The sequence below is a fragment of the Paraburkholderia madseniana genome (assembly GCF_009690905.1).
Lineage (GTDB): Bacteria > Pseudomonadota > Gammaproteobacteria > Burkholderiales > Burkholderiaceae > Paraburkholderia > Paraburkholderia madseniana.
Map to the genome: position 1 here is coordinate 79980 of NZ_VOSW01000004.1, position 12801 is coordinate 92780.

Genomic DNA, 12801 nt, shown 5'->3' on the forward strand with positions numbered 1-12801 from the left:
GCCATCAAGGTCGCTCGCGGCTGGTGACGTGTCGGGACCGTATTAAACCGGATCCCAAGGCGTCAATGTGAGTGACGGCACGTTCGGGAAGAAGCTCGACTCGAACGCGGGCATCACCTGTTCGGCGATCGACTCCGGGGTCCAGCCGCCATCGCGATGCAGCGAGCGCACCATGCGGATCTGGTTGAAGAAATAGATTTCGTTAGCACGTACACCGAAGATCTGCCCCGATACCTTCGCCGCGCGATCCGACGCCAGATAGACCGCAAGCGGCGCCACCTTGCGCGCTTCCATTTTCTTCATGATCTCGACGCGCGCCTTCTGCTCGGGCGTCTCGGACGGAATCGATGCGGTCATCGCGGTCCATGCCCATGGCGCGATACAGTTTGAGCGCACATTGAACTTCGCCATGTCGAGCGCGATCGACTTCGATAGGCCCACGACGCCCATCTTCGCCGCCGAGTAGTTGGCCTGGCCGATATTGCCGATCAGACCGGAGGTGGAAGTCATGTGAACGTAGCTGCCGCCGTTCTGCGCCTTGAAGTGCGGTGCGGCGGCGCGCGCCACAAAAAACGAACCGTTCAGATGCACGTCGACAACGGCCTTCCATTCTTCCGGGCTCATGTTGAAGAACATACGGTCGCGTACGATGCCCGCATTGTTGATCACGCAATCGACTCTCCCGAAGGTGTCGAGCGCTGCCTGCACGATCTTTTGCGCCGAATCCCATTCGGCCACGCTATCCGTACTCGCCACGGCTTCGCCGCCTGCTTCCCGGATTTCCGCGACGACGCGCTGTGCCGCGAACTCGCCACTTTCCGCATGACGCCCCAGATCGTTGACCACCACCTTCGCGCCGGCCGCCGCGAACTGCAGCGCGAAATCGCGGCCGATGCCCGCTCCCGCTCCGGTTACGACCACCACCTTGTCTTTCACGATATCGCTCACTGTCGTCTCCATTCGTTTCAGGCGTTGATGTAGAAAATCCGTCAGCCTATAATAACAAAACTGAACATCGTTGCATATTGTGAACGGAAGGGCGATGCGTCGACCCTTCACTCAAACCCCGCAGGACGACATCGATGAAACAGTGGCAATGCATCTTTTGTGGATTTTTCTACGACGAATCCGTCGGCCTTCCCGCCGAAGGCTTTCCGCCGGGCACCCGCTGGGCAGACATTTCCGAAGACTGGGTCTGCCCGGAATGCGGGGCGGCGAAGGCGGACTTCGTGATGATTGAAGTGTGATGTCTGCAGCCGTGCAGTACGGTTGCGCGGATAACGTCGCCACGATCACAATCGATTGCCCGCCGGTCAACGCATTGAGCGTTGCCGTGCGATGCGGTTTGTTGCGCGCCTTCAGGCACGCTCGAATATTGCGGCCAGCCCCTGACCACCGCCGATGCACATTGCCTCGAGACCGTAGCGACCCTTGCGCCGTTGCAGTTCGAAGAGCAACGTGGTCATCATGCGGACACCCGTGGCGCCGATCGGATGGCCCAGTGAGATGCCGGAGCCGTTGACGTTGAGCCGCTCCGGGTCGTTCCATCCCCATCCCTTGAGCACCGCCAGCACCTGGCAGGCGAATGCTTCGTTCAGTTCGACAAGATCCATCTGATCGATCGACAAGCCGGTGCGTGCCATCAGTTTCTGGACGGCGGGCACGGGGCCGATTCCCATGCGCGACGGCTCGCAACCTGCCGCGGCCCAGCCATTCAGATAGGCCATCGGCTCCAGACCGAGTGCTTCGAGTTTGTCCTCCGCGACGACGAGACACGCGGCTGCCGCATCGTTTTGCTGGCTGGAATTGCCTGCGGTGACGGTGCCACCCGGGATCAGCGCCCGCAGCTTGCCGAGGCTCTCCATGCTGGCGTCTTCGCGAAAGCCTTCGTCCTGGGCAAAGGCGAGCGGTGCGCCTTTTTTCTGCGGGACGGCGACCGCCACGGTTTCGGCTGCCATGCGGCCCGACGCCCAGGCTTGAGCCGCGCGACGATGGCTGCGCACCGCATATTCGTCGGCCGCTTCACGGCTGATGTGAAAGTCGTTGGCGAGGTTTTCAGCTGTTTCTATCATTCCCGAAATGGGTCCGAAGCGCGCCTCCGGTTGCGAGCGTTCGCGGCCACGCGCGAGCCGGTCGTGGAACTGTACCGAACCCGCGCGGGCTCCCCATCGCATGTCGGTGCTGTAGTACTCGATGTTGCTCATACTCTCGACACCGCCCGCCAGCACGACATCGGCCGCGCCGGTCTGGACCATCATGGCGGCCGTCGCGAGCGCCTGGAGTCCGCCGCCGCAACGCCGGTCAAGCTGCATGCCGGGTACTTCGACCGGCAGTCCGGCTTGCAAGGCGATCCAGCGTCCCACGCAGGGCGTTTCGCTGTTCGCGTACGACTGCGCGAACACCACGTCGTCGATCCGCTTGGGATCGAGCCCGGTGCGTTTGAGGACTTCCTGGGTCACCAGTGCGCCCAGTTCCTCGACCGGCACGCTGCGCAAGCTGCCGCCAAAAGTGCCGACCGGCGTGCGTACGGGAGAGACGATCGCTGCGCGTTTCATATGCGTTCCTTCAATGGGTGTGGATCTTGTCGCCGGCTGCGTGGCGACCGGATTGCGTCAGAGGGCTCCGGCGTTTGAGCATTCGAGCGCGGCCCGGTAGTCGGGGTGGGCGATCGACAGCAGGCGCTCGCGTCGCTGTTTCAAGGTGAGTCCGCGCAGGTCCGCGACGCCGTATTCGGTGACGATGATGCCGGCATCGCTGCGCGGCGTGCTGACGGGGCCGCTGAGCGTCGCGACAATGCGGCTTGCGGCCTTGCCTGCTGTCGACGGCATCGCGACTACGGGCAGGCCGCCTCTGGCATGCCGTGCGCCGCGCAGGAAATCGAGTGCGCCGCCTACGGCGCCGACGTAGCTGCCGTTGGCCACTTCTGCGTTGATCTGCCCGCTGAGGTCGACTTCGAGCGCCGAATTCAGAGCGACAAAACGGTCGATGCGGGCCAGTACGTCAGGATTATGCGTGTAGTTCGTTGAGCGAAACTGTACGGCCGGGTTGCGATGTGCGAACCCATGAATGCGGCGGCCGCCCATCATCACGCCTGCAATTGTCAAACCCCTGTCGACATTCTTGCGCGTGTTGTTGATCACCCCGGCGTCCATCAGATCGGCGACCTTGTCTCCGATCGCACCCGAGTGAACCCCCAGGTTGCGCCGGTCGGACAGACGCGCAAGCACGGCTTCGGGAATCGCACCGAGCCCGAATTGAAGCGTCGAGCCGTCCTCGATCAAACCGGCAACATGGGTCGCGATTGCCAGTTCGACTTCGCCGATTCTGCTGGGGGGATTTTCGAGCGGCGCGCGCGATGTCGGCAGAATGAAGTCGAGGTCGGCGTGTCGCAGATAGCGCTCGCCATACGTCCACGGTGCCTGCTCGTTGATTTCCGCGACGATGACGCGGGCGGTGTCCAGCGCCGGAACGAGATACTCGTGCGCGATCGACAGGCTGTAGCGGCCTTCATGATCCGGAGGTGCCAGTTGCAGCAGCAGCACGTCGATTTTGAGTGGGCCGGAGCGCATCATCTGCGGGAATTGCGAGTAGTGGCACGGCAACACATCGAGTGCGCCGGCCCGCGCCAAAGCGCGATTGGCGCCGGAGCCGCAGTAGGAAACGAAGTCGATGCAGTCGGCGTGTTCAGGCCGGCATGTATCGGTGGTGCTCGCGCCCAGAAACACACGTAACCGGCCGATCTCCCGTCGCTGCGCAATGAGTGCCTGAGTCAGCGGCACTGGTTCCGCGTTCGCCTGACCCCACATGATGTTGTCGCCAGGGCGGACGATGGAGCGAAAGTCGATGGAGCCGGCTTGCAGGAGTATGGGCATGAGGCTGACGGAGGGCGAACGGAATGGCTCGGCGCTATGTCTTCGCGACGGCATTCTGCGTGCGAATGACGCCGGCAGCACCAAGCGCGGCGATGTGTTCGGCGGCGTAGCCGAGCGTGTCGAGAATCTCCGCTGTGTGCTCGCCGATGGCCGGAATCGACAGTGATGGTTGTGCCGGATCGCGCTGGAACCGGATCGCGCTGCCAAGATGCCGGCGGCCGTTCGCATCGATGTTCACCATCTGACGGGCCTGCGTGTGTGGCTGCGCTAGCGCATCGGTCAGGGTCATCACAGGCGCGACACTGATACGACGGCCTTCGAACCACGCAAGCCATTCGCTCAGTGTGCGTGTCAGGAACCTCCTCGTCAGGAAGGCGCTTAGCCCGGCTTGTGCTGCGCCGGCCGGTCCGACCGCGACGCTAATCAGATCCGGGCGGCCTAGCGGCGTCAGCAGATTGGTCGCGAAGTCGAGTTCGCGTCCACCCAGGCAAAGCCACTGCGCATCGCGCGTCTGATACGCTGCGAGTAGGGCAATCGCGTTGCTGCCGTATGCACTGTCGACCGGACCGCTTGCTGCAGGGTTGAGCGCGCGAGCGGTCAAATGCGGCTGTGCGCACAGCGCGGCGTCGTACAGTGAAATATCGACGAAGTCTCCCTCACCCGTTTCACGCGCATGCAACAAGGCCATCAACACGGCGGATAACGCCGTCAACGAACCGGCCAGCGCGGCAAGCGAGGCGCCTGAGGTCACGGGCACGCCGCGCTCATCGCGCGGCAATGTGCCGGCCATGGCCTGGATGACCGGGTCGTGCGCGGGCATTTGCGCAAGCGGGCCGGTCTGGCCGAATGCGGTCAGCGAACAGTAGACGAGGCGCGCATTGGTGCGGCTCACCGTGTCGTAATCGATGCCCAGGCGCGCCGCCACACCCGGCCGTGACGACTCGATGACGACGTCGGCCGCGTCGATCAGTTTACGCGCGATGGCGAGGCCGTCGGGGTGTTTCAGATCCACTGCGATGCTGCGCTTGCCGCGATTGAGCGCCACAAAGAACTCGCTGTCCGACTCGAGCGGCCCGCGTGCCGCCTCGCCCGTCAGCGGTTCCAGTTTGATGACGTCGGCGCCATGGTCGGCAAGATTCGATGCGAGCATCGGCCCAGGCATGAACTGCGACAGATCGACGACGCGAACACCCGCAAGCTTCATGCGGCGGGCACCTCGAATGCGAAGGGCCGTTGCGCGATTGCGGCGGCCTGCTGCATGATTCGCGTGATCAGTTCGGCGCAGGTGGGCAGATCGTGAATCAGGCCTGTCACCATGCCGGCCGGAAAGGCCCCGCCTTCAACATCGCCACTCGCGAATGCGTCCATCCAGCGGCTCGCACCGGTCAGCGCATACAGGTCGGCGGCTGTGGCGCCGCCTGCGTTTTCCAGTTCGATTGCCGCGAGGCTGACGGTGTTCCTGATCACGCGGCTCGAATCGCGGAGCGTGCGTCCAACCAGCAAGGTATCGCGCTCGGTGGCTTCCAGCAGGCGTTGCTTGATCGCGGGATGCACGCGCGATTCCTGCGTGAGCATGAAGCGTGTGCCCATATTGATACCGTCCGCACCGAGCGCGAGCGCGGCCATCAGGCCCCGGCCATCCGCGAAGCCGCCTGAGGCGAGCAGCGGAATCTTCAGCTTGTCCGCGGCGGCAGGGATCAGGATCAGCCCCGGAATATCGTCTTCGCCTGGATGCCCCGCGCATTCGAATCCGTCGATGCTCACCGCGTCAGCGCCGAGCACTTCAGCCTTCAACGCGTGCCGTACGGCGACGCATTTATGGATCACTTTGACGCCGTTTGCCTTGAACGTTTCGATGTACTTTGCGGGATTGCTGCCGGCGGTTTCGACAACCGGTACCCTTCGGTCGATGATGGTGCGCACGTAGCCGTCATAGTCGAGCCCGGCGTTACTGCCGAGCAGCGTCAGATTCACACCAAACGGTTTGTCGCTGAGCGCGCGCACCTGGTCGATCTCCCGCGCCAGTGCGTCGGCGCTCGCATGGGTGTGCGCGGAAATGAAGCCGAGTCCGCCGGCATTGCCGACCGCCGCCGCGAGTTCCGCGCGAGCCACCCAGCGCATGCCGCCCTGGATGATCGGGTAGTCGATGCCGAGCAGTTCGGTGATGCGATTCTTTTGAGAGCTCATGGTCGGTCGTGAAGCCAGGATAGCGAATGACAGGTTGAAAAGGATCAGTCGAGCGGGTGTCGTTCAACTGATTCAGGCGACTGCGAGTTCATGCGTGCGCATGGTGCTCAGCAATGGCGAAACACCGGTTTGCGCTTTTCGGCGAATGCGGCCATGCCTTCCTTGCGGTCTTCGGTAGCGAAGGTTGAATAGGCCATTCGCCTTTCGAACAGGATTCCTTCGGCGAGACTCGACTCGTAGGCGCGATTGACACATTCCTTCGCAATTGCAACGACAGGTTGCGAGAATCCAGCGATGGCGTCGGCCGTCTTCAACGCTTCGTCCAGTAACTCATTGAGGGGCACGACGCGGCTAACCAGCCCGCAGCGTTCGGCTTCGACGGCATCCATCTTGCGGCCGGTGAGGATCATCTCCATCGCCTTCGATTTGCCGAGCACGCGTGTGAGACGTTGCGTGCCACCCGCGCCGGGGATGGTGGCCAGCGTGATTTCAGGCAGTGCGAAGCGGGCGTTGTCGGCGGCCAGAATGAAGTCGCACATCATCGCCAGTTCGCAACCGCCTCCCAGCGCGAGGCCGGCCACAGCGGCGATCACGGGTTTCCGGCAACGTGCCGTGCGTTCCCAGTTGGACGTGATGAACTGGTTCTTGAACACGTCCATGTAGGTCCACTCGCCCATCATCTTGATGTCGGCGCCGGCGGCAAAGGCTTTTTCATTCCCGGTCAGTACGATCGCGCCAATCGCCTGGTCGGCTTCGAAAGCATCGAGCGCAGCGGTCAATTCATCGGTCAACTGGTTGTTGAGCGCGTTGTACGCGTGCGGTCGATTGAGCTTGATGAGACCGGTCCTGCCGCGTGTTTCGACGATGAGCGTTTCATAGGCCATGAGTTTTCCTCGCATGAATCCGGATGAACACGTATGCCAGCATGCCGTCCCGGCGACGAGGCATGCATCGGTACCCGCAGCGAGTTCCGGCGCGCTGCATCGCAGCACGAATGTGGACGGATCGGCGGTGTGCAGGCTTGCTCGTTATTTGAACGGTGTTTATAATTGTGAATGCGCGATGAGGCTTTGTCAATCGAGCTTCGAGCTGGCGCTCCATCACAATGACGCAAGGAGGCACGGCATGACGACACGCCATGAGGACGGACAGATACGCACGGAGCAGCGCGGTCACATTCTGTTGATCGGCATCGACCGTCCGGAAAAGCGCAACGGCTTTACCCCCAAAATGTTCGAGGAACTGGCCAGGGCGTACACGTTTCTTGAAGCGAGTCCCGATCTTTTCTGCGGGCTGCTTTACGCCGAGGGCGATCACTTCACCGCCGGCCTCGACATGCCGAAGATCGTGCCGTTGCGCCGCGAAGGCAAGCCATTGCTTCCGGTCGGCGAGGTCGACCCGTTCAATCTGCGCGAACCGTTACGCAAGAAGCCGGTGGTGATCGCGCTGAAGGGAATCAGTTTTACGGTGGCCGTCGAGCTGATGCTGGCGTCCGAGGTGGCGGTGGCCGCCGACAATTGCCGCTTTTCGCAGATGGAGGTCAAGCGCGGCATCATGGCAGGCTGTGGTGCGACGATCCGGATGGTGGATCGCGCAGGGTGGGGTAACGCGATGAAGATCCTGCTCACAGGCGACGAATTCACGGCACAGGACGCGTATCGCATGAATTTCGTGCAGGAAGTGGTGCCGGCGGGTGAGGAGTTCGGGCGGGCGCTGGAAATCGCGGAGCGTATTGCCGCGCAGGCTCCGCTGGCCGTCCAGGCTACCATGGCCAATGCGCGCGTGTCGCTTGGGTCGGGATGGCTGGACGCGTATTCGAAGATCCAGTCGACCCAACAGATTCTTTACAACACGGAAGACGCGAGGGAAGGCGTGCAGTCGTTTGTCGAAAGGCGTACCGCGAGATTCATTGGGCGCTAGTCTGGCGGCAAGCAAGGCAAACGGCCACGATAAAAGGCGGCGCGCAGGCGAGCGCCCCCGACGCTGGAAGACCACAGGTCCGGACGCAGCGTCCGGTACGAATTCAACGGAAACGATTCGATATGACGAAAGGTGCGTTGTCCGGGATTCGCGTGCTCGATCTGAGCCGCATTCTCGCAGGCCCATGGGGCGCGCAGATGCTGGCGGATCTGGGGGCGGAAGTGATCAAGGTGGAACGCCCGGGCAAGGGTGACGATTCGCGCCAGTTTGGTCCGCCGTTCCTGAAAGATCGCGATGGCAACGACACGCGTGAATCGACCTTTTTCATCAGCGCGAACCGGGGCAAGAAGTCGATTACCTGCGACATCGCCACCCCGGACGGGCAGGCGTTGATCCGGTCGCTCGCGGCGAAATGCGACGTGCTGCTGGAAAACTACAAGGTGGGGGACCTGAAGCGCTACGGGCTCGATTATGCAAGTCTCAAGCTCGTCAATCCGCGCCTCGTTTACTGCTCGATCACAGGTTTCGGGCAGACGGGGCCGTACAGTCCGCGGCCGGGCTACGATTCGATCTTCCAGGCGATGGGTGGCCTGATGAGCATCACAGGCAACGGCGACGACATGCCGGGCGGTGGTCCCATGAAAACCGGTCCGAGCCTCGCGGATATTCTGTGCGGCCAGTACGCGGCGTCCGCGATCGTGGCGGCCCTCTATCATCGTGATGCAGGCGGCGAGCAAAGCGGCGAAGGGCAGTACATCGACCTCTCGCTGCTGGACTCGATGATCGCTGCCACCTCGCACTATGCGAGCCAGTACCTGGTGTCCGGCGAGGTGCCGGTGCGGCGCGGCACCGAGGGGAACGGAGGCATGCCGTCCCGGATGTTCCGGTGCGCGGATCGCGACATCATGATCGTGGCAGGGAACAACGAGCAGTACGCGCGGCTATGCAAGGTACTCGATCACCCGGAACTCGCCACGGACCCGCGCTTTAGCGAGATCGCGCTGCGGGTTAGGAACCGCCGGGCGCTCGGTGAAGCGTTCGAGCCGCTGATCGCGCAGTGGCGGAGTGACGAATTGCTGGTTGCACTAGATGCCGCAGGTGTGCCGGCGGGTCCGATCAACAATCTGGAGCAGGTGTTCGCGGATCCGCATGTCCAGGCACGGCAGATGTGCGTGGAGGTCGCGCATCCGCTGTCAAACGATGCAGTACGCATGGTCGCCAACCCGGTGAAGATGTCCGGCACACCGATCGATGCGTACATGCCGCCGCCGACGCTCGGCCAGCATACCGAAGTCGTCCTGCGCGATCTGCTGGACATGTCGAGTGCGGAAATCGATGCACTGCGTGCACGCAAGGTCATTTGATCCCGCGGCGTAACTAAAGCATCGTCTGTCCGCCATCGACATTGAGGGTCTGTCCTGTCACGTAACCCGCGCTCTCGCTGCAAAGGAATGCAACGACTCGTCCAATATCCTTCTCCGGATCGCCGAAACGGCCCAGCGAGATTTCGGCCAGGTAACGCGCGCGCTCTACCGGATTCGCTTCCAGATAGGCATCGGCGGCAGGCGTGAGCGCCGCGGGACACACCACGTTGACCGTGATGCCGAAGGGCCCCCATTCGCGCGCGGCGACTCGCGACAAGGCCCGGATACCTTCCTTGGCGGCGGCGTACGGCGCGAATCCCTGGGTACCTTCAATACCGGTGCGCGAGGCGAAATTGACGATCCGGCCGGAACCTTGCTGCTTCATGTGGGGCAGGACGGCCTGCATGAAATACAGCGTGCCGTAGAGACCGGACTCGAGCGTTTCGCACCAGTTTTCATCGGTTACCGCTTCCAGCGGCACGCCCGGCGTGCTGCTTTGCGCGTTGTTCACAAGGATATCGATGCGCCCGAAATGCTCGATGGTGAGGGCCACCGCTTTATCTGCGTCAGCACGCCTGCGCGTGTCGCCAGGCACCACGAGCACCTGAGCGCCATGCTCCTTCAGCGTGGTTTCAGCCTTTCGCAGCTTTGCTTCGGTGCGTCCCGTCAGAACGAGGTTCGCGCCTTCGCTCGCCAGCGCAATTGCAATCCCCAGTCCTAGTCCTTGCCCGCCGCCCGTGACGATGGCAACCCGGTCCTTTAGTGCACTCATGAATCTACTCCTTCGCGATACGACTATTGAACGCTCGCACGATGCGGATCAAACCGGCTCATGACGCAGAACGGTATCGTGTCGAACACATTTATGAACGTCGTTCAATTATAATGCAAGCATGCCTTTTTATGGTCTTGGCGTAATCCCGAATCCTCCAGGAATATGTATGCTAAACCGGCGACCGACGTGAGACTATGTGAATGGTTCATTTATAATGGGTGCGATCAAATGGAAGGGGAGTGATATGTCGAAAGAAATCCTGGCTTCGGCTGACAAGGATGTAACCGGACCGCGTTCGCTGACTCGTCTGCTCGGGCTGTTCGATGTGTTGGCAAAAGCGTCGGACGGGATGTCGCTGGCAGAACTGAACGTCGCACTGGAGTCGCCCAAGAGTAGCTTGTTGAATCTGTTGCGGCCGCTTGTGGCAGAAGGGTTTCTGATGCACGACGGTGGCCGTTACCGGCTGGGACCGTCCATTTTCCGGCTGTCCGCGAATGTGATGGCCGTATGGAATTTCTCGAAGATGCTGCGTCCGTATCTGATCGAACTGTCGGAGCGGACTCACGAGACGGTCTATATCGGTGTCCTCGATCCGGAGCATAAGGTCATTACGTACGTCGACGTCATCGAAAGCGCACAGTCCATTCGATACTCGATGATTGTCGGCATGCGCCGGCCGCTATATTGCACTGCTGCCGGACGCGTTCTGCTGGCTTATGCGCCGGACGAATTTGTGACCGAGTATCTGCGCACCGTCAAACTCGAGCGTCATACGGAGCAAACCACAGTCAACAAGAAAGTCCTGCGCGAGGAACTGCAGCATATTGTGGAGACGGGTTTGTCGGTCAGCCGCGGCGAACTGCTGCCCGACTCGGCGGGTCTGTCATCGCCGATTTTCGGGCCGAATGGAGAGGTGATTGCGGCGATGGCGGTCGGTGCGCCGCTGGAGCGGTTCGATCGCCAACGCGAGCATCTCGAGGAACAGATGCTTGCGGTCGCACAACGGGCCTCGGCCTTGGGTAAAGCGAGCGAGGAAGAGTAAGCCCGGCGAGGCGCGTCACGGTTCTTCACGGCGCTCTCACGGGCCTCAAACAGCGGCGCCCGTGAGAGGGTGCCGCTCTGACTCATTGCATGCGTGCCGGGCCGCTAAGGCCGGCGCCTTCGATAACACTGGGACGATGGTCCGGGCCGCGACGCTTCGGCAACGCGTATGCGATAACGAGCCCTAGCAGCGCACTGCCGGCAACATATCCAAACACCACCACATAGCTTTGCGCCGCCGGAAACGAGGCGCCGCCGTTGCTCACGGAGGCGCCCTGCAGTAGCGTGAAAACCGCTTGCGCGCCAACCGCGAAGAAGCACGAGAAAAACACGTAGAGCAGGCCGGTCGCTTCGCCTGTCTGTTGCGCGGGTGTCGCTTCGATAATCAGGTTGTAGACAGCGGTCTGCGCAAAGGCGAGCCCGAACGAACAGAGCATCGCGCCTGGAACGAACAGCACCACACTGCGATGAAGCGGGATCAGACACGCCCAGGCAACCACCAGCATGCTCATGCCGATCAGCGCCGCCGGCCGCGCGGTATGGCGTGCGGCAACGCGACCGCTCCACGGACTGGCGAGCATCGCGGTGACGTTAAAGGTGAACATGAGCAGGCCTGCGCCGGTCGCTGTCAGTCCGAACCCGGCACGTGTCCACGCCGGCTGTTGCAAAAAGAGCGAGAACACCTGTCCGAGTTGCATGGCGCCGACCGCGATGCACATCATGCAGGCGTTCGCGAGGATCACCTGGCGTTTGGCCAGTAAGCGGATGTTGATAAGCGGATCCGCCACACTGCGCTGATGCCGCGCCCAGAACCACAGTATCACTGCGCCGCCGATCAGCAAGCCGGCGGTTCGCGGATCCCGCAGTCCCCATGTGTGGATTTGCTGCACCGCAAAGAGAATCGCACACAACGCCGGCGCGAAGGCGAGGCCACGCACGAAATCGATTTGCGTGCCGGGCCTGGGGCTCGATTTCGGCACGCACAAACGTACCGCCGCGATTGTCATCACGCACAGCACGACTTTCAGCCAGAACCCGCCTTGCCATGAGTAGCGATCTATCACGATACCGGCGCAAATGTAGATCAATCCGGCCGAGACCATGCCGGCCGCGGTGACAAGTCCGACTGCCGAAGGTATATCGCGGGCCGGCAGATTTTCGCGGACGAGCCCCATGGAAAGCGGTGTGATGCCCGACGCGATCGACTGCATCACGCAGCCGGCGATCAGCACGGCGAGGTTTGGCGCGCACGCCGACACGATGCCTCCCACGGTAGCGATCGCGAGTACCATGAGCAGGACACGCCGGTAGCCGAGCAGATCCCCCAGCCGTCCACAGATTGCCGCGAAGACCGCCGCGCCGAGCCAGTACGCGGTCACCGTCCAGCCAACCGTGGCTGATCCGGGGAAAACCCTGTAGAGCGTCACGAGCATCGTGTAAATCACGGTGATGCCGGCTGACGCCGAGACCGCCGATATCAGTAGCGCAAGCAGGAACCAGCGTCGAGGACCCTCGACGAGCGGTTGACGCGAAGACGATTGCGGCAGTGCATCAGCGTGCATTGGATGTCTCCTTTTTAGGTCGGCTTTTGTTCATTTTCTCATAGTTGAACGCCGTGCGCATAGTTACATAAAATATTTCG

At 62.0% G+C, this 12801-nt stretch carries 12 protein-coding genes; 4 read left to right on the forward strand and 8 right to left on the reverse strand.

Annotated elements, in window-relative coordinates; translation table 11 throughout:
* Positions 1-42: 42 nt before the first annotated feature.
* A complete protein-coding gene (locus FSO04_RS03470) occupies positions 43-948 on the reverse strand; it encodes an SDR family NAD(P)-dependent oxidoreductase (RefSeq protein ID WP_168435551.1) in 906 nt (301 codons plus the stop codon).
* Positions 949-1082: 134 nt separating this feature from the next.
* Here FSO04_RS03470 and FSO04_RS03475 point away from each other — a divergent pair, with 134 nt between their 5' ends.
* Positions 1083-1247, forward strand: a complete 165-nt coding sequence (locus tag FSO04_RS03475) for a rubredoxin (protein WP_154558379.1) — start codon at positions 1083-1085, stop codon at positions 1245-1247.
* A 111-nt stretch (positions 1248-1358) separates the two neighbouring features.
* Here the strand turns inward: FSO04_RS03475 and FSO04_RS03480 are convergent, their stop codons facing one another.
* The 5 genes from FSO04_RS03480 to FSO04_RS03500 form a co-directional block, all read right to left on the reverse strand.
* Positions 1359-2555 (reverse strand): acetyl-CoA C-acetyltransferase, encoded by a 1197-nt coding sequence (locus FSO04_RS03480; RefSeq protein WP_154558380.1) that lies wholly within the window; start codon positions 2553-2555, stop codon positions 1359-1361.
* A gap of 57 nt (positions 2556-2612) precedes the next feature.
* Entirely contained in the window at positions 2613-3872 is a 1260-nt protein-coding gene (locus FSO04_RS03485) for an acetyl-CoA hydrolase/transferase family protein (RefSeq protein ID WP_154558381.1), read from the reverse strand.
* A 34-nt stretch (positions 3873-3906) separates the two neighbouring features.
* Entirely contained in the window at positions 3907-5076 is a 1170-nt protein-coding gene (locus FSO04_RS03490; RefSeq protein ID WP_154558382.1) for a CaiB/BaiF CoA transferase family protein, read from the reverse strand.
* On the reverse strand, positions 5073-6059 hold the full coding sequence (locus FSO04_RS03495) for an NAD(P)H-dependent flavin oxidoreductase (RefSeq protein ID WP_154558383.1): 987 nt from the start codon (positions 6057-6059) through the stop codon (positions 5073-5075). Before FSO04_RS03495 ends, FSO04_RS03490 begins: the two co-directional genes overlap by 4 nt.
* A gap of 107 nt (positions 6060-6166) precedes the next feature.
* Positions 6167-6943: an enoyl-CoA hydratase gene (locus tag FSO04_RS03500; protein WP_154558384.1), complete on the reverse strand. Its 777-nt coding sequence runs from the start codon at positions 6941-6943 to the stop codon at positions 6167-6169.
* Positions 6944-7184: 241 nt separating this feature from the next.
* Here FSO04_RS03500 and FSO04_RS03505 point away from each other — a divergent pair, with 241 nt between their 5' ends.
* The gene (locus tag FSO04_RS03505) at positions 7185-7979 is read left to right on the forward strand and encodes a crotonase/enoyl-CoA hydratase family protein (protein WP_154558385.1); all 795 of its coding nucleotides are present in this window, start codon (positions 7185-7187) and stop codon (positions 7977-7979) included.
* Between the two features lie 122 nt (positions 7980-8101).
* A complete protein-coding gene (locus FSO04_RS03510) occupies positions 8102-9343 on the forward strand; it encodes a CaiB/BaiF CoA transferase family protein (protein WP_154558386.1) in 1242 nt (413 codons plus the stop codon).
* 13 nt (positions 9344-9356) lie between these two features.
* On the opposite strand, the gene FSO04_RS03515 is transcribed toward FSO04_RS03510, so the two are convergent.
* On the reverse strand, positions 9357-10115 hold the full coding sequence (locus tag FSO04_RS03515; protein WP_154558387.1) for an SDR family NAD(P)-dependent oxidoreductase: 759 nt from the start codon (positions 10113-10115) through the stop codon (positions 9357-9359).
* A 247-nt stretch (positions 10116-10362) separates the two neighbouring features.
* On the opposite strand from FSO04_RS03515, the gene FSO04_RS03520 reads away from it, so the two are divergent.
* Entirely contained in the window at positions 10363-11160 is a 798-nt protein-coding gene (locus FSO04_RS03520; RefSeq protein ID WP_154558388.1) for an IclR family transcriptional regulator, read from the forward strand.
* Positions 11161-11242: 82 nt separating this feature from the next.
* On the opposite strand, the gene FSO04_RS03525 is transcribed toward FSO04_RS03520, so the two are convergent.
* Positions 11243-12721: an MFS transporter gene (locus FSO04_RS03525; RefSeq protein ID WP_154558389.1), complete on the reverse strand. Its 1479-nt coding sequence runs from the start codon at positions 12719-12721 to the stop codon at positions 11243-11245.
* Positions 12722-12801 lie beyond the last annotated feature (80 nt).

What these genes read in the sequence shown, in the direction of transcription:
- FSO04_RS03475 (WP_154558379.1), top strand. Translation starts at nt 1,083, where the DNA reads ATGAAACAGTGGCAATGCATCTTTTGTGGATTTTTCTACGACGAATCC.
- FSO04_RS03480 (WP_154558380.1), bottom strand. Translation starts at nt 2,555, where the DNA reads ATGAAACGCGCAGCGATCGTCTCTCCCGTACGCACGCCGGTCGGCACT.
- FSO04_RS03485 (WP_154558381.1), bottom strand. Translation starts at nt 3,872, where the DNA reads ATGCCCATACTCCTGCAAGCCGGCTCCATCGACTTTCGCTCCATCGTC.
- FSO04_RS03490 (WP_154558382.1), bottom strand. Translation starts at nt 5,076, where the DNA reads ATGAAGCTTGCGGGTGTTCGCGTCGTCGATCTGTCGCAGTTCATGCCT.
- FSO04_RS03495 (WP_154558383.1), bottom strand. Translation starts at nt 6,059, where the DNA reads ATGAGCTCTCAAAAGAATCGCATCACCGAACTGCTCGGCATCGACTAC.
- FSO04_RS03500 (WP_154558384.1), bottom strand. Translation starts at nt 6,943, where the DNA reads ATGGCCTATGAAACGCTCATCGTCGAAACACGCGGCAGGACCGGTCTC.
- FSO04_RS03505 (WP_154558385.1), top strand. Translation starts at nt 7,185, where the DNA reads ATGACGACACGCCATGAGGACGGACAGATACGCACGGAGCAGCGCGGT.
- FSO04_RS03510 (WP_154558386.1), top strand. Translation starts at nt 8,102, where the DNA reads ATGACGAAAGGTGCGTTGTCCGGGATTCGCGTGCTCGATCTGAGCCGC.
- FSO04_RS03515 (WP_154558387.1), bottom strand. Translation starts at nt 10,115, where the DNA reads ATGAGTGCACTAAAGGACCGGGTTGCCATCGTCACGGGCGGCGGGCAA.
- FSO04_RS03520 (WP_154558388.1), top strand. Translation starts at nt 10,363, where the DNA reads ATGTCGAAAGAAATCCTGGCTTCGGCTGACAAGGATGTAACCGGACCG.
- FSO04_RS03525 (WP_154558389.1), bottom strand. Translation starts at nt 12,721, where the DNA reads ATGCACGCTGATGCACTGCCGCAATCGTCTTCGCGTCAACCGCTCGTC.